At 67.1% G+C, this 20,009-nt stretch carries 18 protein-coding genes; 8 read left to right on the top strand and 10 right to left on the bottom strand.

Features of this window, described 5'->3' with window-relative positions; genetic code table 11:
• Positions 1-44: 44 nt before the first annotated feature.
• Complete coding sequence (locus AC1DZY_RS14015; protein WP_476820731.1) at positions 45-1,334, bottom strand: Hsp70 family protein; 1,290 nt, start codon at positions 1,332-1,334, stop codon at positions 45-47.
• Between the two features lie 192 nt (positions 1,335-1,526).
• Positions 1,527-3,233 (bottom strand): 30S ribosomal protein S1, encoded by a 1,707-nt coding sequence (gene rpsA, locus AC1DZY_RS14010; protein WP_476820730.1) that lies wholly within the window; start codon positions 3,231-3,233, stop codon positions 1,527-1,529.
• A 414-nt stretch (positions 3,234-3,647) separates the two neighbouring features.
• On the opposite strand from rpsA, the gene AC1DZY_RS14005 reads away from it, so the two are divergent.
• Together AC1DZY_RS14005 and AC1DZY_RS14000 are read left to right on the top strand one after the other, a co-directional pair.
• Entirely contained in the window at positions 3,648-4,220 is a 573-nt protein-coding gene (locus AC1DZY_RS14005) for a hypothetical protein (RefSeq protein ID WP_476820729.1), read from the top strand.
• 139 nt (positions 4,221-4,359) lie between these two features.
• Positions 4,360-5,025 (top strand): sulfite oxidase-like oxidoreductase, encoded by a 666-nt coding sequence (locus AC1DZY_RS14000; protein WP_476820728.1) that lies wholly within the window; start codon positions 4,360-4,362, stop codon positions 5,023-5,025.
• 15 nt (positions 5,026-5,040) lie between these two features.
• Here AC1DZY_RS14000 and AC1DZY_RS13995 read toward each other — a convergent pair whose 3' ends face one another.
• The 7 genes from AC1DZY_RS13995 to AC1DZY_RS13965 form a co-directional block, all read right to left on the bottom strand.
• Positions 5,041-6,684, bottom strand: a complete 1,644-nt coding sequence (locus tag AC1DZY_RS13995) for an ATP-dependent acyl-CoA ligase (RefSeq protein WP_476820727.1) — start codon at positions 6,682-6,684, stop codon at positions 5,041-5,043.
• Positions 6,685-6,699: 15 nt separating this feature from the next.
• Positions 6,700-7,425 carry an SDR family NAD(P)-dependent oxidoreductase gene (locus AC1DZY_RS13990; protein WP_476820726.1) on the bottom strand — a complete coding sequence of 242 codons (726 nt, stop codon included), beginning with the start codon at positions 7,423-7,425 and terminating at the stop codon, positions 6,700-6,702.
• Positions 7,422-8,216, bottom strand: a complete 795-nt coding sequence (locus AC1DZY_RS13985) for a cyclase family protein (RefSeq protein ID WP_476820725.1) — start codon at positions 8,214-8,216, stop codon at positions 7,422-7,424. Before AC1DZY_RS13985 ends, AC1DZY_RS13990 begins: the two co-directional genes overlap by 4 nt.
• Positions 8,217-8,383: 167 nt before the next feature.
• Positions 8,384-9,628: an SDR family oxidoreductase gene (locus AC1DZY_RS13980; RefSeq protein ID WP_476820724.1), complete on the bottom strand. Its 1,245-nt coding sequence runs from the start codon at positions 9,626-9,628 to the stop codon at positions 8,384-8,386.
• Positions 9,625-10,755: a thiolase family protein gene (locus tag AC1DZY_RS13975; protein WP_476820723.1), complete on the bottom strand. Its 1,131-nt coding sequence runs from the start codon at positions 10,753-10,755 to the stop codon at positions 9,625-9,627. Before AC1DZY_RS13975 ends, AC1DZY_RS13980 begins: the two co-directional genes overlap by 4 nt.
• A 53-nt stretch (positions 10,756-10,808) precedes the next feature.
• Positions 10,809-12,452, bottom strand: coding sequence for an AMP-binding protein (locus tag AC1DZY_RS13970; protein WP_476820722.1), 1,644 nt, complete (start codon positions 12,450-12,452; stop codon positions 10,809-10,811).
• 215 nt (positions 12,453-12,667) lie between these two features.
• Positions 12,668-13,003, bottom strand: coding sequence for a hypothetical protein (locus AC1DZY_RS13965; RefSeq protein WP_476820721.1), 336 nt, complete (start codon positions 13,001-13,003; stop codon positions 12,668-12,670).
• 7 nt (positions 13,004-13,010) lie between these two features.
• Between AC1DZY_RS13965 and AC1DZY_RS13960 the strand changes: the two genes are divergently transcribed.
• Complete coding sequence (locus AC1DZY_RS13960) at positions 13,011-13,799, top strand: aspartate/glutamate racemase family protein (protein ID WP_476820720.1); 789 nt, start codon at positions 13,011-13,013, stop codon at positions 13,797-13,799.
• Positions 13,800-13,827: 28 nt separating this feature from the next.
• Here the strand turns inward: AC1DZY_RS13960 and AC1DZY_RS13955 are convergent, their stop codons facing one another.
• Entirely contained in the window at positions 13,828-14,643 is an 816-nt protein-coding gene (locus AC1DZY_RS13955) for an alpha/beta fold hydrolase (RefSeq protein WP_476820719.1), read from the bottom strand.
• A 191-nt stretch (positions 14,644-14,834) separates the two neighbouring features.
• Between AC1DZY_RS13955 and AC1DZY_RS13950 the strand changes: the two genes are divergently transcribed.
• The 5 genes from AC1DZY_RS13950 to AC1DZY_RS13930 are packed head-to-tail and all read left to right on the top strand — an operon-like array spanning position 14,835 to position 19,987.
• Positions 14,835-15,953, top strand: coding sequence for an ABC transporter substrate-binding protein (locus AC1DZY_RS13950; RefSeq protein ID WP_476820767.1), 1,119 nt, complete (start codon positions 14,835-14,837; stop codon positions 15,951-15,953).
• Between the two features lie 49 nt (positions 15,954-16,002).
• Entirely contained in the window at positions 16,003-17,046 is a 1,044-nt protein-coding gene (locus AC1DZY_RS13945; RefSeq protein ID WP_476820718.1) for a branched-chain amino acid ABC transporter permease, read from the top strand.
• Positions 17,043-18,812 (top strand): branched-chain amino acid ABC transporter ATP-binding protein/permease, encoded by a 1,770-nt coding sequence (locus AC1DZY_RS13940; protein ID WP_476820717.1) that lies wholly within the window; start codon positions 17,043-17,045, stop codon positions 18,810-18,812. Before AC1DZY_RS13945 ends, AC1DZY_RS13940 begins: the two co-directional genes overlap by 4 nt.
• A complete protein-coding gene (locus tag AC1DZY_RS13935) occupies positions 18,812-19,525 on the top strand; it encodes an ABC transporter ATP-binding protein (RefSeq protein WP_476820716.1) in 714 nt (237 codons plus the stop codon). The genes AC1DZY_RS13940 and AC1DZY_RS13935 overlap by 1 nt, the downstream gene beginning before the upstream one ends.
• 33 nt (positions 19,526-19,558) lie before the next feature.
• Positions 19,559-19,987, top strand: a complete 429-nt coding sequence (locus tag AC1DZY_RS13930) for an organic hydroperoxide resistance protein (RefSeq protein ID WP_476820715.1) — start codon at positions 19,559-19,561, stop codon at positions 19,985-19,987.
• The last annotated feature ends 22 nt before the right edge of the window (positions 19,988-20,009 follow it).

Here is a 20,009-nt window from a genome sequence, read left to right as displayed (position 1 = left end):
GATGTAGCCTCGCGCCGCCGGAGGGGCAAGGCGATTGGACAGGCTCAGGCCGCGACCTTCGCACGCGCCCGGTCGAGCGCGAGCAGTGCCAGCCCGCTCGCGACCGAGCGGAAGGCGTCGCCGATATGGACGCGGCTCGCGCCGAAGCGGCGGTCGAACAAGGCGCGGACGGCCGGGACATGCGAGGTGCCGCCGGTCATGAACACGGCCTCGATTGCTCCCGCGGAGACATTCGCGTCGGCCAGCGCCCGGTCGAGCGCGGCCTCGATCGCGCCGACATCGTCGGCGATCCAGCTCTCGAACTCACTGCGGCGGATGACGCGGTCAATCGTCACGCCTGTCTGGCGGAAGCTCAACATGGTCTCGTCTTCGGCCGACAGCGCGATCTTGGCGGCGGAGACGGCGCGGTAGAGTTCATAGCCAAGATCGTATTCGATCACGGTCAGCAAATCCTCGAGCTTGCCCGGCTCGACCGCATCGCGGATCAGGGCCTTGAGCTCGGCCATGGTCTCGCGACTCTTCATCAGCGAGAGCCGGTGCCATTGCGCGAAGGCCGCGTGGTAGTGCGCCGGGATCGGCAGCAGCTTCTCGAAGGAGCGGTAGTCGGTGCCCTTGCCCAGCGCCGGCGAGATGGCGTGCTCGATGATGCGGTAGTCGAAGGTATCGCCGGCGACGCCGACGCCGGCATGCGAGAGCGGGATCGCATCGAGCCGCCCTGCCCCGCCGGGCTCGAAGCGCATCACCGAGAAGTCGCTGGTGCCGCCGCCGAAATCGGCCACCAGCATGGTCTGGGGCTGTTTCAGGTCGCGGGCATACCAATAGGCCGCGCCCAGCGGCTCATAGGCGAAATCGACCTCGGACATGCCGGCTCTGGCATAGGAGGCTTTCAGCCTGCCTAGAGCCAGCTCCTCGTCGGGCCGGTCGCCGGCGAAGACGACGGGGCGGCCGGAGACCAGCGGCGTGCCCGCAAGATCGGCAAGCCCGCTTGTCAGGTCGCCGAGGAAGACGCCAATCAGATCCTCAAGCCTGAAGAGCTTGCCGAAGAGCCGGGTTTCCTGGAAGGCCCGGCTGGAGAGATGGGTCTTCAGCGATTGCAGGAAGCGATGCTCGGTCGTCATGCCCAGCGCCATGTCGAGCGCGTCGGGACCGCTGACATGGGTGATATGGGTCTTGGGCGGCCGGCCCTCGCGCCAGAACATCAGCGCCGATCGATAGGCGTCGACCGCGCCCTGCTTCGTGGCGAAAGAGCGCGTCGTCACCGACCCATTGGCGTTGGCCAGCGCGACGACGCTGTTGGTCGTGCCGAAATCGATGCCAATGGCAGCGGTGGTCATGGTTGGGGTCCTGGGTCTGGCGTCATGGTCGGGCTTGACCCGACCATCTCGGAAACCAGCGCGCTGGTCTGAGAGATTCTCGGGTCTGCGCTTCGCTACGCCCGAGAATGACGAGCAGCGGCGAAACAAAAGCCCGCGCGGATTGCTCCGCGCGGGCTGGCTGGACTACCGGCCGCCAAAGCGGCCGAAAGCTTACTTCTTGTCGGTCGTCGCCTTCTTGAGGGCGGCGCCCAGGATGTCGCCGAGCGAAGCGCCGGAGTCGGCGGAGCCGTACTGCGCCATCGCTTCCTTCTCCTCGGCCATCTCCAGAGCCTTGATCGAGACCTGGATCTTGCGCGCCTTCTTGTCGAACAGGATGACGCGGGCGTCGACCTTCTCGCCAGCCGCGAAGCGCTCGGGGCGCTGCTCGGCGCGATCGCGAGCGATCTCGGCGCGCTTGATGAAGGTGGTCATGTCGGTGCCGACGATCTTGACGTCGAGACCGCCTTCCTTGACCTCGATCACCTCGGTGGTCACGACCTGGCCCTTCTTGAACTCGCCGGCATCCACGAAGGGATCGCCGCCGAGTTGCTTCAGGCCGAGCGAGATACGCTCCTTCTCGACGTCCACATCGAGAACGACAGCCTGCAGCATGTCGCCCTTCTTGTATTCCTCGATGACCTGCTCGCCCGGACGGTTCCAGTCGAGATCGGAGAGATGGATCATGCCGTCGATATCGCCTTCGAGACCCAGGAACAGGCCGAACTCGGTCTTGTTCTTGACCTCGCCCTCGACCACAGCGCCGCTCGGATGGGTCTCCGCGAAGACCTCCCAGGGGTTGCGCAGGGTCTGCTTGAGGCCGAGCGAAATCCGACGCTTGACCTGATCGACCTCGAGGATCGCGACGTCGACTTCCTGCGAGGTCGAGACGATCTTGCCGGGGTGGACGTTCTTCTTGGTCCAGGACATCTCGGAGACGTGGATGAGACCCTCGATGCCGGGCTCAACCTCGACGAACGCGCCGTAGTCCGTGATGTTGGTGACGCGACCCTTGAGGCGCGCACCGACAGGGTAACGGGCCGCAATGCCATCCCACGGATCGGCAAGCAGCTGCTTGATGCCGAGCGAGATGCGGTGCGTGTCCTGGTTGATCTTGATGATCTTGACCTTGACCGACTGGCCGATGGTCACAACCTCGGACGGATGGTTGACGCGACGCCAGGCCATGTCGGTGACATGGAGCAGGCCGTCGATGCCGCCGAGATCCACGAACGCACCGTATTCGGTGATGTTCTTGACGACGCCGTCGATGACCTGCCCCTCTTCGAGCGAAGCCACGAGCTCGGAGCGAGCCTCGGCGCGGGTCTCTTCGAGGACGGTGCGGCGCGACACGACGATGTTGCCGCGGCGGCGATCCATCTTGAGGATCTCGAAGGGCTGCGGCTGGCCCATCAGCGGGCCGACGTCGCGGATCGGGCGAATGTCGACCTGCGAACGCGGCAGGAAGGCCACGGCGCCGTCGAGATCGACGGTGTAGCCGCCCTTGACGGTGTTGAAGATGACGCCCGAAACCTTCTCGCGGGCCTCGAAGGCCTTCTCGAGCTTGACCCAGCTCTCTTCGCGGCGAGCCTTGTCGCGCGAGATGACGGCTTCGCCGAGCGCATTCTCGATCCGGTCCAGATAGACCTCGACCTCGTCGCCGACCTTGATGTCCTGGTCACGGCCGGGGCCGTTGAATTCCTTGAGCGCGACGCGCCCTTCCGTCTTCAGGCCGACATCGATGATCGCCATGTCCTTTTCGATGGCGACGACGATACCCTTGATGACGGAACCTTCGAGGGCGTCGTTCTGGCCGAACGATTCCTCGAGCAGGGCGGCGAAATCCTCGCGGCCCGAATGATAGCTTTCCACGGCTGACATGCAGTCTCCTTAACGCCGGCCGCGTATCCCGCGGATGTCCGGCAAGCGCCGATTGGGTTGGTGCCACACTCCGGATCGCCCCGTCGGCGCCTCGCGAGAGGCTCGTCCGCCTAGGCCCGCGCCATCAGCGCCAGGGCCAGAGCGAACGGCGCTTTGCCGCCGGTTCAGATCCGCATCCGAACGGTCCGTTCCAAACACGAAACGGGAGCCGGCCTGAAAGACCGCCCCCGGCTGTGATCGATCACGGCCTTATCGAACAGGCGCGATGTAGTGGAAAGCGGGGTTGAGGGCAAGGGCGCGAGCCGTCGCCCGAGAAAAGATGAATGCGCGATGAACCCGATCGCCCCTGCCTGCGACCAATGCATGTCCGCCTCGTCCGGGGCGCCGCCATGACCCAGCCGACAGGAGCCTCCGATGCCCAAGACCTTCTCCCTGAAGCTCGCCGGCCTCGCCTTCCTGGCGGCCGGCGTCGCCGGTCCGGCCCTCGCGCAGAGCGCCCCCAGCGCGACCGACTACAAGAACCCGATCCGCGACTGCTCGCATAACGGCATCGCCGCCTATCACGTCACCGTCTGCGAGGGCTCGACCGGTCCCGGCGCCTTCGTCTGGAAGACGCCTCTGCCCGGCGCAAGCTCCGGCAAGGTCACGGGCGCGGCCAATGAGGAAGCGCTCCCGCGCGGCGGCCGCCATGCCGCCACGGCCGGCAGCGCCGGCGGCACCGCGCTGTATGTGAACGTCTCCGGCCGGCATGTCGGCGACAGCCAGATCCTGCTGACGCTCAACCCCGACAATGGCAGCGAGACGAAGGTCTATCTCACCGTCCACGTCATCCGCTGCGACAACACCAACATCAATACGCGCGGCGTCCGCGAGGCGGCGAAGCGGCCAGTCCCGGAACTCCGCGAGACCGTGAAGCGGCCGGCACTGGAACGCCCGACGCCGGTTCCCGCCTCCTTCGGCGAGCGCGAAAAGCAGGGCGGCTGCTGATTGCTCCAGGGCCTGGCCTCGATACGGAATGCCAAGGGGCTCGTGGCAGCGTCGTCGCGGGCCCTTGCCAGCGCAGGCACAGCAGCCAATGTCTCCGGGCAAGGCCGACAGCCCGGCCGGTTCAGCAGCGGAGCCCGCCATGTCAGAGGATGCCGAAACACCGGCCGACAGCAAGCTCACCCGCACCAAGCAGGCCTGGGCGCGGGCCGGCAAATTCCTGACCGGACGGATCGCACGCCCCGAAAGCGAGCGCCTGCCGCCCGGCCAGCATCTGGTCAGGGACTGGCCGGTGCTCGATCTCGGCCTCCAGCCCAATATCGTCGCGGCGAACTGGACGCTCGACATCGACGGCGCTGTCGAAAACCGGCTGCACTGGCGCTGGGCCGATTTTCTGGCGCAGGAGCAGGCGAGCGAAGTCTCCGACATCCACTGCGTCACGACCTGGTCGCGCTACGACAATCGCTGGGACGGCGTTTCGACGCAGAGCCTGCTCGCGCTGGCGCAACCGAAGCCCGAAGCCGGCTTCGTCGTGCTGCATTCCAACGACGGCTACACCACCAATCTGACGCTGGAGGATTTTGCCAGCGAGGATGCGTTGCTCGCCCATAGCTGGGAGGGCAAGCCGCTGACCGCCGAGCATGGCGGGCCGGTACGGCTCGTCCTGCCGAAGCTCTATTTCTGGAAGAGCGCCAAATGGCTCAAGCGGATCGAATTCACCCACGCCAACCAGCCGGGATTCTGGGAGGTGCGCGGCTATCACGACCGCGGCGACCCCTGGCAGGAGCAACGCTACAACGACGATTGACGTTTTGTATCGTCGCTAGATACGCTTCAGCACATAGCCTGCGGCCTCCCGGTCCCAGGTGTCGGGCGTCACGCCGCGCTCGCGCAGCTTGAATTTCTGGATCTTGCCGTTCTCTGTCGCAGGCAGCGCGTCGAGAAAGGCGATGAAGCGCGGCACCGCGAAATAAGCCAGACGCGGCTCGCAATATTGCACGAGATCGAGCGCGCTGACGCCGCTGCCGGGCTGGCGCACGATTGCCGCCATGACCTCGTCCTCCCCGAGTTCGGAGCGCACTGGAAAGACGGCGACAGTCGCGACCCCGGCATGGCCAAGCAGGACTTGCTCGACCTCGAAGGACGAGATGTTCTCGCCGCGCCGTCGGATAGCGTCCTTCAGCCGATCGACGAAGCGAAACAGCCCATCGGGACCGCGCAGCACGCGGTCACCCGAGTGGAACCAGAGATTGCGCCAGGCCTCGGCGGTTTTCTCCGGCATGCCGAAATAGCCGGTTGCGAAGGCGAAGGGCTCGCTCGCACGCAAGACCAGTTCTCCGGCCTCGCCATCAGGCAGTTCGTTGTCGTCCTCATCGACGACACGCGCCTCGAAACCCGGCATGACCGGCCCCATGCAGCCCGGCTTCTGGCGGGCCAGCGGCGCGCCGATGACGAAATTCGTTTCGGTCGAGCCATAGCCCTCTAGCAGCCCGATGCCGGTTCGCTGCGCGAACTCGCCATGGACATGGGGCGGGACGCCGGGCGCCAGCGCAATCCGGACGGTATGGGCGCGCTCGGCGGGGTCCGGCGGGCGCGACAGCAGGATCGGCACCATCGCGCCGAGCAGATAGGTCACGGTCGCCTGCCGCTCGACCAGCATCGACCAGAAGCCCGAGGCCGAGAAGCGCGGCTCATAGGAGACTGTCGCGCCGTGCAGCAGCGCCTGGAACAGGGTGTTGAGCGCATTGGTGTGGAACAGCGGCAGGGTCGTGCAGAGCACATCCGTCTCGTCGATCCCGAGCAACATGCCGCTATTGACGCCCCACCAGTAGAACTGCGCATGCGGGCAGCAGACCCCCTTGGACGGGCCGGTGGTGCCGGAGGTGTAGAGGATCGCCAGCGTGTCGCCTGGCCGAACCGGAGCGGACGGGACCGGCTCGGCGGCGTCGGGCATCTGTCGCGCAATGGCCGGTGGTGCAGGGGCTCCCTCGACTGGCGCGCCGATGGTCCAGATCGTCTGAAGCGGCAGCGTCGCCAGATCGACCGCTTCGAGGATCGGCAAAAATTCGGACTGGATCGCCAGCAGCCTTGCGCCTGAATTCTCCAGCATGTGGCGTAGTTGCGCGCCGCGCGAAGCCGTGTTGATCGGGACGATGACGGCGCCGAGCCAACCGCAGCCCAGCAGCAGCGCAACGAACTCCGGCCGGTTCGAGCAGATCACCGCGACACGGTCGCCTGCCGTGACGCCGGCTTTCGCCAGCATGCCGGCCGCGCGGGCGGCAAGAGCGGGCGCTTCGCCAAAGCTCCAGACCGTCTCGCCGATCCGGACCAGCGCCTTGTCGCCGAAGCGGATAGCCTGACGCTCCAGCATCCTCGGCAATGTCCGCTCGCGAGGCGGGAACAGTTGCTGCCGGCTCGGCGCTGAGATGATCGTCTCCGGCTGTTTCGTCTCGGGCTTTCCGCGCATCCGTGTAACCAACCCTCAGACCGTCAACTGGCCGATGCTTGCGCCGCCGCAGACGTAAAGCGTCTGGCCGGTGACGAAGCTCGCCTCGCGCCCGCAGAAGAACGCGACCGCATTGGCGACATCCTGCGGCTGGCCCAGCCTTTTGACCGGAATGGCCCGCGCCAGCGCGGCCTCCGTCTCGCTGCCGGCCGGCACGACGCCGTGGAACATCTGCGTCCCCGCGATCGGGCCGGGCGCGACCATGTTGACGGTGATGCCGTCGGGCGCGAGCTCCAGCGCCCAGGTCCGCCCCAGTCCGATCAGCCCGGCCTTGGTCGCCGAATAGGCGCCCCGCGTCGCAGCCCCCAGCGCCGCGCGCGACGACATCAGCACGACCCGGCCGAAGCGGCGTTCGCGCATGCCTGGCAGCACCGCCTTGAGCAGGATCAGCGCCGCCCCGAAATGCAGCTGCGCCAGCGTGGTGAAGTCGCTTGGCGGCGTGGTCTCGACGAGGTTTGGAAGGATCACGCCGGCATTATGGACGAGGTGAGTGACGGCATGCCTTGCCGCGACCTCGGCAGCGCTCGCCGCCGTCGCCTCGGGATCGAGCAGATCGACGCTGGTGTGGGTCTGTCGCTCATGCGTCCAGTCGGGCGGATTGCGATCGAGCACGATCACCTGCATGCCGCGCCCGATCAGCGTGCGGCCGATCGCTGCCCCGATCCCGGCGCTGCCGCCGGTGACGATGGCGACATCGCTCATGGCCCGGCTCCGGCGCCGGGGATCAGCGCCAGCACGCGCAACGGGCTGCCCGAGCCCTGCCTGATCTTCAGAGGGGCGGCCACGATCACCGCGCCCTTCGGCGGCAGCTGATCGAGCCGCGTCAGGCATTGCAGGCCATAGCGGCCCTTGCCGTGCATGTAGAAATGCGCCGGATAGGGTGGGTTGAAATGATGCGCCTGACCGGCATCGGTGCCGATCGTCTCGGTGCCGAAGCCGAGCACATCGCGCTTTTCGACCAGCCATTTCACCACTTCGGGGCCGGGACCGGGCGTATGGGCGCCGTCCTCGCGAAGACCGGCAAAGTCGGCAAAGGACTTTTTCGACCAGTCGGTGCGCAGCAGCACCCAGCTGCCGGGCTCGATGCGCCCATGCGCGGCCTCCCACGCCTCGACGAAGGCGATGGTCAGGACGAAATCGGGGTCAACCGCACTCTCGGCGGAACAGTCGATCACAACGGCCGGCGCGATGAACTTTTCCGGCGGGATGGTGTCGACCGCGTTTTCCGGCAGATCCTTGCCGGAGACCCAGTGGATCGGCGCGTCGAAATGCGTACCGGTGTGCTCTCCGACCGAGAAATTGTTCCAGTACCAGGCCGGCCCGCGCGCATCGTAGCGCGAGACCTCCTCCAGCCGGAACGGCGCGCATTGACCGAATTCCGGCGGCAGGGCGATGGTCGGAAACTCCGGCGTCAGCGTCTGCGTCAAGTCGACGACGCGGATCGCGCCCGACGAGATCGCGGCGGCGAAGGCGAGAAGGTCGGGCGCGGGCATGAGCGGTGTCCTCGTTGCGTCCTGATCAGCGGAGAGCGCCGTCATTCCGGGCGCAGCGCAGCGTAGACCCGGAATCCATCATACAGCACGGACAGTGCCTTACGATGGATTCCGGATCGGCGCGGCTTCGCCGCTTGTCCGGAATGACGGCGCTGTTGCACGGAAATTCACCCACCACCCAGTTCGCGTTCGAGCGCCTTGGGATTGGCGGCGAGGCGCTCGCGGATGTCCTGGGCGATATCACCCACGAAGACGTCCTCGACGCCCTGCTTCAAGGCCGCGACGACAGCCTTCGCCAGCGCCGAGGGTGCGAGCTTGGGCGGCGGCACTGTCTGGAACCATTCCGTCTCCAGCGGCCCGAAGAACGCGTTGAGCACCTTGACGCCGCCCGGCCTGAGCTCCGCGCGCAAGCATTGCGCAGCCGAGAGACAGGCGGCTTCGGCGGCGGAATGCGCGCCGTAAGCCGGCCAGTTCATCAGCGCATGGACCGAAAGCAGGTTTACGAAGGCGGTGGCCGAGTTGACGCCGTCCGCGCCCCGGAAGCGCAAGCTCGGGCCAAACGCCTGCGCCAACCGCATCAGCCCGAAATAGCGGATTTCCATCTCGTCGCGCGCCACCGTGACGCCGCCGCGCTCGACGATGCCGCCACTGCGCACATGTTCGGCTGTGTTGACGACGATGTCGATACGGCCGCCATTCTGGCTGGCGAGATCCGCGACCGATTGCGTGTCGGTGAGGTCGAGCGGCACGAGCTCGACCTGCGGGATCCCCGCCAGCACCGCCATCCCGGGAAAGGGCTTCCAGGGATCGGCGACGCCGACGAAGACGATCGACGCACCAGCCTCCGAGAAGGCTTTCGCCATGGCCTGCCCGACGGCGTTGCGGCCATCAGTGATCAGCACGCGGCGGAATTTCGGATCGCAGGTCATCTCGCGGAGAATGGGATCGGCTTCCATGTCGGGCGTCTCCTGAGCCGGCAATGCGATCATCACGGCAGCGCCGCTCTTGTCGAGCCTGAGGGCGAGCCGCACGTGGGCACCTTCGGCCGCGTCGCCATGGAGATGCGCCACGACCATCGGCCCGGCGTCGAGCGCGACCGTGCCGACGCGCCAGGGCGTGCGTTCGCGGAAATAGGGATCGGTCGAAATCCGTACCGTGGTCTCGACGACCAGCCGCCCGCAGGGATCGACATCCCTGAAAGGCAACCTGACCGAGAGACAGTTCGGACAGGCATCGCGCGGCGGGTAGGCGACATGGGCGCAATCCTCGCATATCTGCAAAGCAAAGCGCCCCTCGGCCGCGGCCGCCGTCAGCCCATGGGCCGTTCGACTGCGCCCGCCATGAGGCAGCAGCGGCAAACGCGTCTTCGCCAGCGGATTCTTGCGTTTGGGACGGGCGAGCGGGGTACTCATGCCGCGCTTGCCAGCAGCGTGGCGCAGGAGGACAGGCCACGATCGTAGTTGATCATGCCGAAGCCCGAGACGAGGCCGATCTTCGCGTTCTCGACCTGCGCGCCCAGCGCCGTGCCGGTGAGTTGCCGGAGGGCCTCGACCAGCCCGAGGTAGCCGCCGCCCGCGCCCGCCTGCCCGACTGAAAGCTGGCCGCCGCAGGTGTTGTGCGGGAACGTCCCGTCATTGGTGAAGCCGTGGCCGCGCACGAAATCGGGGCCCTCGCCCTTGGCGCAGAAGCCGAGATCCTCGAATTGCAGCATCGAGATCACCGGATAGTCGTCATAAGTTTCAACGAAATCGACGGTGTCAGGCGCAATCCCGGCCATGCTCCAGAGATCGTCGACATCCATGGCCCAGCCGCCCCTGATCTGGACAGGGTCGTCGGCGAAGGCGTTGTGGCGCTCGATGGTCGAGAGAATGCGCACGCCCGTAAGTCCGAGCGAACGCGCCGCATCCTCGCGGCAGACCAGAAAGGCCTCGGCGCCGGCGCAGGGCATGACGCAGTCGAAGAGATGAATCGGGTCGGCGATCGGCCGGGCCGCCATATAGGCGTCGAGCGTCAAAGGCTCCTTCATCAGGGCATGCGGCAGCGCCAGCGCATTGTCGCGCTGCGCGACGCAGAGCTTGCCGAAATCCTCCCGCGTCGCGCCGTAGAGGTTCATGTAGTTCCGGGTGATCAGCGCGAAGCTCGCATTGGGCCCACCCGAGCCATAGGGGTAGACCGCATCCTGCGCGAAACGCGAGAAGGTCGAGAGCGTCTTGCGGAAGGAATCGACATGGTTGGTGTCGGCCCCGACGCAGGCGACGAAATCGGCATCGCCCGCCTGCACCGCCCGCGCAGCGCGCCTCAGCGCCACTACGGCGCTCGCCCCGCCGAGCGGGATATGGTCGAGCCAGCGCGGCGTCAGGCCCAGATGCTGGGTCAGGCCGATCGCGGTGTCGGGCCCCACGGTGAAGCTCGACAGCGAAAAGCCGTCGAGGTCTTTCGGGCGCAGGCCCGCCTGGCGCGTGAGGCCGTGCAAGGCGCGGCCGATCCACCATGCGGCGCTCTCGCTCGAAAAGCGTTGATAGGGTACTGTCACCGGCATGCAGGCGACTACACCGTCATAAGGTGTTCGCGCCCGGCGCGAGACATTGCCCATCAGGCCGCCACCCGCTTCTTGAGATTGCGGGTGTCTATGCAGTCGGGACCGCCGAGGCTCGTGGAGACCAACTCCTTCAGGCTGCCGCGCTGGATTTTCTGCGTCGAGGTCAGCGGCAGCGCCGGCACGAAGGCGACATATCCCGGCGCCTTGTAATAGGCGAGCCGCGACAGGCACCAGCCGACGATCTCGGCGGCCAGCGCCTCACTGCCATGCTCGCCTTGCGCCAGCACGACGCAGGCAAAGACCTCGTCGCCGCGCATGGCGTCCGCCGTCGCGGCGACGGCGACCTGAGCGACGGCGCTATGCTGCATCAGCACGCTCTCGACTTCGACGGCGGAGATGTTTTCGCCCGAGCGGCGGATGACGTTCTTCTTGCGATCGATGAAATGCAGCGAACCGTCCGCGCCACGCCGGACGACGTCGCCGGTATGGAACCAGCCGTCGGCCCAGGCGTCGGCAGTCGCCTGTGGGTCCTTGAGATATTCGCGGAAGAAGCCATAGCGCGGTTCGGGTCCGGCATGGCGGACCAGCAATTCGCCCGGCGCGCCGGTCGCGGCCTCCGCGCCGTCATCGGCAAGGACACGCGCCTCGAGTTCGCCGCCGGGCCGGCCGAAGCAGCGCGTGCCGACATGGCGCGGATCCTGCGAGGCGACGACCACCGCGCCTGCACCTGTCTCGGTCATCGCCCAGGCCTCGACCAGGGGAAAGCCGAAGCGCGCCTCGAAGGGTGCATGCAGCGCCTGGTCTACACCGGCACCGAAGCCGAACCTGACCGCGTGCGCCCTGTCTTGAGGGGTCTCGTCGGCTCCCATCAGCATGGGCGGCATGACGCCGAGATAATGCACGATGGTCGCGCCGCTCTCGCGGACGCTCGCCCACCAGCTGCGCGGATGAAAGCGGTCGAGCGCGATCAGGCAGCCGCCGGTCGAAACCATCGCCATCGCGGAATAGGCCATGGCGTTCATGTGGAAGACCGGCAACGGCGTCAGCATGCGCTCGACGCCTTCGGTCATGGCGATGAGGCCGCCGATCGTGGCGTACCAGTGTCCGGCATAGAGGAAATACGCGTTGGGCAGCACGCAGCCCTTGGGCCGGCCGGTAGTGCCCGACGTGTAGAGCAACGCGCATTCGCTGTCGCGATCCGGGACGCCTGCCTTCGGAGCAGGCCCTGAGATAACGGGCGGCGCATCCTCGGGACCGAAGACTGGCACCTCGCGGCCGATCGCGCGGGCGGCCGCAGCGATGTCGACTTGCCTGCCTTCGATCGCGAGCGCCGCCACGATCTCGGAATGCCCGACCAGATACTCGATCTCGGCCGCGCGCATGTCGGGATTGATCGGCACCAGCGAGACGCCGAGCGCGTTCAGCGCGAACCAGTGCAGGAAGAAAGCCGGCCGGTTCTCCAGCAGCACGCCGACGCGGTGGCCGTGGCCGTAACCCGCCGCGCGATAGGCCTCGCGCAGGTGCAGCACCCGCGCCTGGACCTCGCCATAGCTGTGTTGCCCGGGCGCGATGGCGTAGGCGCGCGCCGTCTCGGGCAGGACGCAGAGGAACGGCTTTTCGCCGTGCCGCGATGCACTGGCGGCAAAGGCGGCGAAGACCGTCGCGGGACCGTCCGGCAATTGCGTCGCCACCGCCATCAGGCCGACAGCGCCGCGATATCGGAATACTGAGCAGCGCTTGCGCTCACGGCTTCGCCTTGCCTAGCATCCGGGAGATCGACGAGACTGCCTGCGACACGCGCCGCTCCTTCAACCGGACCACCCTGCTGGAGAAATATTTTAGGTCTGAAGTTTCCGAGCGTCAACCGTGCTCCGGTCGGCGCGCGAGGGTATTTGCGTGCAAATGCAGATAATCAGCCGCACACCGCGATCACCATCGGCAAAGAGGCCGGGCGGGCGAGCAAGGCCAGAATGTGAAAGCTTCCCAATAGCAGGAAAACATCGTCGGAATCGATTATTTTTGGCGTCATTTCGAGAGACCAGCAGTGTTTTTCGCCGTAGTCGCGCAGTGCGAAAGGCTCGCTTGGGGCTGACATTGCGCGAGCCGCGAGTGACGGCGCGGTGACGCGCCCGATGCGAAATCCTGCGTCATTGACATGCAAATGCATATGTTTAAGCTTGAAATATCTTGGCGGTTTTGGAGCGCTCGCGACGACGCTCCCGCCGTCCTGATGCAAGGGCTGGGGCACGGACCGGATGCGCATCCTCTGGCAGAGTTTCGTCGATACGGCGCAGAATGCGCCCTATCTCGAACGCCTGTCGAGCTATCTCAATGGCATCGCCGCGCCCGGAACGACGATCGACGTCGCTGGCACGTCACCACCCGACCGCGATTTCGGCCGGCTCACCGAGTTCCGCTGCGCCGCGCTGGCGATCGACCGCTGCATTCAGGCCGAGGGCGAAGGCTACGACGGCTTCGTAATGGGGCATTTCCAGGACCCCGGCCTTTATGAGGCCCGCTCGGCCGTCGCCATTCCCGTCATCGGCACCGGCGAGGCGACCCTGCATTTTGCGGCACAGCTCGGGCGCAGGCTGGCGCTGGTCTCGATCGACCCGGTGTTCGAGGTCTGGCATCACGAGCAGGCGGAGCGCTACGGACTGTCCAGCCGGATCAGCGGCGTCACCGGGCTGGGCTTCGCGCCGGAGGATTTCAATCCGGCCTTCGCGGGCGACGACGCGGCGCTGGCCCGGATGCGGGCCGTGTTCGAGGCCAAGGCGCACCCACTGGTCGAGGCCGGAGCCGATGTCGTGATCCCCGCGGGCGTGCTCCCGGCCCTGCTTTTGTGCAGCTCGCGCGGCTACAGGATCGGCCATGCGCCGGTGGTAAACTGCGCGGCGGTGGCGCTCAAGGCGGCCGAGATGGGCGTCGCGCTGCATCGCCTCGACGGGATCGAGCCCAGCCGCGGCCCGAGTTTTGCGATGGCGCCGGAGCGGGCCATCGCCGATTTCAGGCGTTTCGTTGCGCGAGGGCGTCGGGATGACTGAACTGCAAAGGCCTCGAAACGCCTGCCTATCAAGCTCCAGCCGGGCGCAGGAACGCCAGCACGGCTTCCGCGAAGGCTTCGGGCATCTGGTCGGGCAGAGGCACCATCCCGCCCTCGATCTCGACGAGGCTTGCGCCGGCGATCGCGGCGGCGACCTTGCCGCCATGCGGGTAGGCATGAGGGTCGGCGGTCGGCGAGATCACCAGTGTCGGGCACCGCACCAGCGGCAGCCGCGCCTCCATGACATAGCGATTGACGACGCGATGCCCCTCGGCCGCGAGCCGGCCGGCCTTCAGCGCGTCGGTGACGAAGCGATCGAGCAATTCACTATCGCCGTTCGGGTAGAAGGGCTGGCGCATGCCCCAGAGCGCGGCGAGGTGGCTGCCGTCGGCAGCGCGGATGACCTCGTCGATCATCGTCTTGCCGGGCCGGGCATAAAGTTCGCGCTTGGCGGCATCGACGAAGGGCGGGGCCGAAAGCACCATGGCTCCGACCCGCGCAGGTCTGGCCGCCGCCATCTCGATGGCGATCGCCGCGCCGGTGTGATGGCCGGCCAGGATCGCCCGCTCGAGCCCAAGCGCGTCGAGCAGGGCAAAGGCGCAATCCGCCCAGGCCTCGATGGTATCGCTGCCGGCGGGCAAGGCGTCGGAATCGCCGAAGCCGACCGTGTCCATCGCGATTGCGCGATAATGCCGGCCCAGCAGCGGCAGCACCTCGCGAAACTCGTCCCAGGAACGCGGCGTCTGGTGGAGCAGCAAGAGCGGCTCGCCCTCGCCTGCCTCCGCGATATGGATCGCCCCGGTCGGCGTTTCGACGAAGCGGCGCGTGATTTTGGGGGCGGGCATCGGCGTCCATCGCTGGAAGAGGGCGCGGCAGCGCTAGCAGCGACGGGGCCGACCGGCAAGCCGCCGAGACCATGGGGCCTATCCGCCTTCACCATCTTCGCATCGGAGCGAACCCGAACGTTCGCAATCAACAAGGGGAGCCTATCGTGACATCCAGTCTCCGGACCACCAGCCTTCGCCTCAGCTTCGCTTTGGCCGGCTCGATCCTGGCCATTTCCGCGGCGCGCGCCGACATCACCGTCGGCTTCGTCACCGCGCTCAGCGGCCCCGGCGCCTCGATCGGCATCCCCTATGGCAAGGGCATTGCGGCTGCAATCGACTATATCAGCTCGGTCAATGGCGAGAAGATCAGGCTGATCCAGCTCGACGACACCTCCGACCCTTCGACGGCCGCCCGCAACGCGCGCAAGCTCGTCGAGGAGGAGAAAGTCGACATCCTGATCGGTACCGCGCAGGCCCCGGCCTCGATCGCGATGATGGCCGTGTCGCAGGAACTCAAGGTGCCGATGATCTCGGTCTCGCCCGTCGTGCTGCCGCCGACGACCGAGCGCTGGGGCATCGCCGTGCCGCAGACGCCGCCGCTGATGTTCAAGGCCGTGACCGACCGGATGGCCAAGGACGGCATCAAGAACGTCGCCTATATCGGCTTCTCCGACGCCTGGGGCGACCTCGTCTATGCCGGCGCCAAGGCGGCCGAGGACCGCAAAGAGGTCAAGCTCGTCGCCAATGAGCGCTATGCCCGCACGGATACCTCCGTGACCGGGCAGGTGCTGAAGATCGTCGCGGCGCGGCCCGACGCCGTGATGAACGGCGGCTCGGCCACGCAAGGCGCGCTGCCGCTGCTGGCGCTGACCGAGCGTGGCTTCAAGGGCAAGATCTACGGCACGCCGGCATTGGTGAACGCCGATTTTATCCGCGTCGGCGGCAAGGCGGCGGAAGGCATCCTGGTCTCGACCGGCCCGGTCATCGTCGCAGAGCAGTTGCCAGACAGCCATTTCGCCAAGAAGCCCTCGCTCGCCTTCCGCGCGAGCTATCTCAAGGTCAACGGCACGGAGACGACAGACGGCTTCTCGGCCTATTCCTTCGACGCCTGGCTGATCTTCACCGAGGCCGCCAAGCGCGCAATGGCCAAAGCCAAGCCCGGCACGCCGGAATTCCGGACCGCGCTCAAGGACGAGATCTTCGCGACCAAGGAGCTCGCCGGCGTGCATGCGATCTACAACTTCAAGCCGGAAGCCGCCTATGGCGTCGACGAACGCAGCCTCGTGCTGGTGCGGCTGACCAACGGCGTCTGGAAATACGAGCCCTGAGACCAGCCCGGACCCACGCCCCGCCCTCGCAATGCCGGCCTGACATGACATGACCAGCGACATCGCCGCCATCCTGGCCATAGACGGCATTGCGAGCGGAGCGATCTATGTGCTCATCGCGATCGGTTTCGTGCTGATCTTCGCGGTGACGCGCGTGATCTTCGTGCCGTTCGGCGACATCGCGGCCTTCACCGCGCTGACGCTGGCGGCGCTGGAGACGCAGAAGCTGCCGGGAACGGGCGGGCTCGTCGCATTGCTGGCGCTGGTCGCGACCGCGATGCAGGTCACCGCGGATCTGCGCGCGGGCGCCGCGAGCGCGATCCCGCGCACGCTTGCGTTCTATCTCGTCTTGCCGCTCGTCCCGGTCGCGCTGATGTGGCTGGCGGCGGGCGCGGCCCTGCCGATGCCGGCACGGATCGCGCTGTCGCTGCTGCTGGTCCTGCCGATCTCGCCTTTGCTCGACCGGATCGTGTTCCGGCCGATCGCGGATGCCTCGGTGCTGCTGCTGCTGACGGTGGCGATGGCGCTGCATTTCGCGCTGGTCGGCCTCGGACTGCTGTTCTTCGGTCCCGAGGGCATCAGGACGCAGCCGCTGAGCGAGGCGAGTTTCGAGGTCGCCGGAATGCTGGTGCAGGCACAGACCTTCATGGTCGTGGCCAGCGCCGCCATCTTCAGCGGGCTGCTCTATGCCTTCTTCGGCTACACCATCACCGGCAAGGCGTTGCGCGCCACGGCCGTGAACCGCACCGGCGCGCGGCTCGTCGGCATCCGGCCGGCGCGCACCGGCACGATCGCCTATCTGCTCGCCTCGGTGCTGGCGGGCATCTCCGGCATCCTGATCTCGCCGGTGACGACGATTTTCTACGATTCCGGCTTCCTGTTCGGCCTGCGCGCCTTCGTCGGGGCGATCATCGGCGCGATGGTGAGCTATCCCATCACGGCGCTCGGCGCGGTCCTCGTCGGCATGCTCGAAAGCTTCGCCTCGTTCTGGAGCAGCGCCTTCAAGGAGGTCATCGTGTTCTCGCTGCTCATCCCCGTGCTGCTGTGGCGCTCGCTCACCGTGGGCGAGACCGAGGACGAGGCCGAGGAATGAGCCCGCTCCAGATCCGCCTGACCGCCGCGACCGCCATCGTCCTGCTGGCCGCCGCGCCGTTCTACCTCAACCCCTTCAGCATCACGCTGCTGAACTATATCGGCGTCTACGGGCTGGTCGCGCTCGGGCTCGTGCTGCTGACCGGGGTCGGCGGCATGATGTCGTTCGGGCAGGCGGCCTTCGTCGGCATCGGCGCCTATGCGACCGCCTGGGCCAGCGCCCTGCAGGGCTGGTCGCCCTGGCTCGGACTCGTGCTCGCGGTGGTGCTGACCTGCAGCGTCGCCGCCGTGCTCGGCGCGCTTACGCTTCGCCTGGGCGGGCATTTCCTGGCGCTCAGCACCGTCGCCTGGGGGCTGTCGATCTATTTCCTGTTCGGCACCGTCGAAGGGCTCGGCAACTACAACGGAATTGCCAACATTCCGCCGGTCGCCATCGGCCCGGTTGCGCTCACGGCGAGCTGGCAGGTGTTCTACCTGATCTGGGCGGTCATGCTCGCGGCCCTGCTTTTGTCACACAACCTGCTCGATTCTCGCGCCGGGCGGGCGATGCGGGCGCTGCGCGGCGGCAACCTGCTGGTCGAGAGTCTCGGCATCGACGCCTTCGCCACGAGGCTTTCGACCTTCGTGGTCGCCGCTTTGTTCGCCGGCCTGTCGGGCTGGCTTTACGCTCATCTCGGCCGCTTCGTCAGCCCCGCGCCCTTCGAGGTCCATGTCGGCATCGACTATCTGATGATGGCGATGGTCGGCGGCGCGACCGAGCTGATCGGCGCCATCGTCGGCGCGGCGCTGGTCACCCTGTCGAAGAACAGCATCCAGGACTACCTGCCGCTGATCGCCAAGGGCGCGTCGGGCCAGCTCGAGATCGTCGCCTTCTCGATCGTCTTCATCATCCTGCTGCAAAGGGCGCGCGGCGGCATCGTGCCGGTGCTGACAAGGCTGCTGCCAAGGCAGCGCGCGCAGACGCCGCCGCCGGCCGCGCTGCTGCCGGCGCGCACGAAGCCCGCGCCCGGCACGCCGCTTCTCAGCGTCGAGGCGGTGCAGCGGCGATTCGGCGGGCTCGTCGCTGTCGACAAGGTCGATTTCGCGCTCCAGTCCGGCCAGATCCTCGGCCTGATCGGACCCAACGGCGCCGGCAAGAGCACGATGTTCAACCTGCTCACCGGCGCACTGCGCTGCAACGAGGGCAGGATCGTCTTCCTGGGTGAGGACATCACGCGCGCTCCGCAGCGCATGATCGCGCGCGCCGGGATCGCGCGGACCTTCCAGCACGTGAAGGTCCGGCCCAAGATGACGCTGCTCGACAATGTCCTGCTCGGCACGCATCCGCGCACCGCTTCCGGCTTCCTGCGCGGCGCGTTCAGGCTCGACCGGGCAGAAGAAGCGCAGGCCCGCTTCGAGGCGCGCCGGCAGCTCGAGCGCGTCGGGCTCGGCGACAAGCTGTTCGAGCTCGCCGGCAACCTGCCGCTCGGCAACCAGCGCGTGCTGGAGATCGCCCGCGCACTCGCCGCCGACCCGGTTCTGCTGGTGCTGGACGAGCCGGCGGCGGGCCTGCGCAAGCAGGAGAAGCAGGCGCTGGCGGCGCTGCTCAGATCGCTGCGCTCGGAACATCTGACGATCCTGCTGGTCGAGCACGACATGGACTTCGTCATGGGGCTGGTCGACCGGATCGTGGTGATGAATTTCGGCTGCAAGCTCTGCGAGGGCGAGCCGGCCGAAATTCGCAACGACCCGCGCGTGCAGGACGCCTATCTCGGAGGGACGGCGTGATGGCGCTGCTCTCGATCGCCGACCTCTCCGTTTCCTACGACAAGGTCGAGGCGGTGCGCGGCGTCTCGCTCGCAATCGAACCCGGCCAGATCGTCACCGTGATCGGCCCCAACGGCGCGGGCAAGACGACGCTGCTCGCCGCCGCCATGGGCCTGCTTCCCTCGACCGGGACGATGGTCTTCGATGGACAGGATCTTCGCAGGCTCGATGTCGAGGCCCGGGTCGAGCGCGGCTTCTGCCTCGTGCCGGAAAAGCGCGAGCTGTTCGGCGAGATGAGCGTCGGCGACAATCTCCTGCTCGGAGCCTATGGCCGGCGCGGCGACCGGGCCGGGGTGCGCCGCAGCCTCGACGAGGTCTTCGACCGATTTCCGCGCCTGCTCGAACGCCGGCAGCAACTGGCCAACACCCTCTCGGGCGGCGAGCGGCAGATGCTGGCTCTGGGCCGGGCGCTGATGGCCAAGCCGCGCCTGCTGCTGCTCGACGAACCGAGCCTCGGCCTTGCGCCGTTGATCGTGCGCGACATCTTCAGGATCATCGCCTCGCTGCGCGATCTCGGCGTCTCCGTGCTGCTGGTCGAGCAGAATGCCCGGGCCGCGCTGGAGACCGCCGATTTCGGCTACGTCATCGAGACTGGCGAGATCGTCCATTCCGGACCGGCCGCCGACCTCATCCACGACCCCAGGCTGATCGCAACCTATCTCGGTGGGCATTGAGCAGATGACCGTGATCAAAGCGGACGCAGTTTCATGATCGAACTTGAGAAGGTGCTCTACCGGGCGGAAGCGACCGCGAGCGGCGGGCGCGAAGGCCGCACTGTCTCCAGCGACGGCGTGCTCGATCTCGCGCTGACGATCCCCAGGGAGCTCGGTGGGCCGGGCGGCGCGGGCACCAATCCCGAGCAGCTTTTCGCGGCCGGCTATGCCGCCTGCTTCCTCGGCGCGGTCAAGCTCGTCGCGCGGCAGCGCAAGATCGCGTTGCCCGAAGAGGTCACTGTGACTGCTGCTGTCGGCATCGGCGCAGTCGCAATCGGCTACGGACTGGAAGTCGAGCTCAGGGTGGCGTTGCCGGGCGTCGAGTCGGCGCTGGCGCGGGATATCCTCGCCGGGGCGCATGAGCGCTGCCCCTATTCCAACGCGACGCGCGGCAATATCGCCGTGCGGCTGAGCCTGGCGTGAACACCAGTGGACGAGCCAAGGA

The sequence above is a fragment of the Allobosea sp. P2_A10 genome (genome assembly GCF_056405115.1).
Note: the sequence above shows the minus strand (reverse complement) of the source record. Positions and strands in the feature narration are given on the sequence as shown.

What these genes read in the sequence shown, in the direction of transcription:
- AC1DZY_RS14015 (WP_476820731.1), bottom strand. Translation starts at nt 1,334, where the DNA reads ATGACCACCGCTGCCATTGGCATCGATTTCGGCACGACCAACAGCGTC.
- rpsA (WP_476820730.1), bottom strand. Translation starts at nt 3,233, where the DNA reads ATGTCAGCCGTGGAAAGCTATCATTCGGGCCGCGAGGATTTCGCCGCC.
- AC1DZY_RS14005 (WP_476820729.1), top strand. Translation starts at nt 3,648, where the DNA reads ATGCCCAAGACCTTCTCCCTGAAGCTCGCCGGCCTCGCCTTCCTGGCG.
- AC1DZY_RS14000 (WP_476820728.1), top strand. Translation starts at nt 4,360, where the DNA reads ATGTCAGAGGATGCCGAAACACCGGCCGACAGCAAGCTCACCCGCACC.
- AC1DZY_RS13995 (WP_476820727.1), bottom strand. Translation starts at nt 6,684, where the DNA reads ATGCGCGGAAAGCCCGAGACGAAACAGCCGGAGACGATCATCTCAGCG.
- AC1DZY_RS13990 (WP_476820726.1), bottom strand. Translation starts at nt 7,425, where the DNA reads ATGAGCGATGTCGCCATCGTCACCGGCGGCAGCGCCGGGATCGGGGCA.
- AC1DZY_RS13985 (WP_476820725.1), bottom strand. Translation starts at nt 8,216, where the DNA reads ATGCCCGCGCCCGACCTTCTCGCCTTCGCCGCCGCGATCTCGTCGGGC.
- AC1DZY_RS13980 (WP_476820724.1), bottom strand. Translation starts at nt 9,628, where the DNA reads ATGAGTACCCCGCTCGCCCGTCCCAAACGCAAGAATCCGCTGGCGAAG.
- AC1DZY_RS13975 (WP_476820723.1), bottom strand. Translation starts at nt 10,755, where the DNA reads ATGCCGGTGACAGTACCCTATCAACGCTTTTCGAGCGAGAGCGCCGCA.
- AC1DZY_RS13970 (WP_476820722.1), bottom strand. Translation starts at nt 12,452, where the DNA reads ATGGCGGTGGCGACGCAATTGCCGGACGGTCCCGCGACGGTCTTCGCC.
- AC1DZY_RS13960 (WP_476820720.1), top strand. Translation starts at nt 13,011, where the DNA reads ATGCGCATCCTCTGGCAGAGTTTCGTCGATACGGCGCAGAATGCGCCC.
- AC1DZY_RS13955 (WP_476820719.1), bottom strand. Translation starts at nt 14,643, where the DNA reads ATGCCCGCCCCCAAAATCACGCGCCGCTTCGTCGAAACGCCGACCGGG.
- AC1DZY_RS13945 (WP_476820718.1), top strand. Translation starts at nt 16,003, where the DNA reads ATGACCAGCGACATCGCCGCCATCCTGGCCATAGACGGCATTGCGAGC.
- AC1DZY_RS13940 (WP_476820717.1), top strand. Translation starts at nt 17,043, where the DNA reads ATGAGCCCGCTCCAGATCCGCCTGACCGCCGCGACCGCCATCGTCCTG.
- AC1DZY_RS13935 (WP_476820716.1), top strand. Translation starts at nt 18,812, where the DNA reads ATGGCGCTGCTCTCGATCGCCGACCTCTCCGTTTCCTACGACAAGGTC.
- AC1DZY_RS13930 (WP_476820715.1), top strand. Translation starts at nt 19,559, where the DNA reads ATGATCGAACTTGAGAAGGTGCTCTACCGGGCGGAAGCGACCGCGAGC.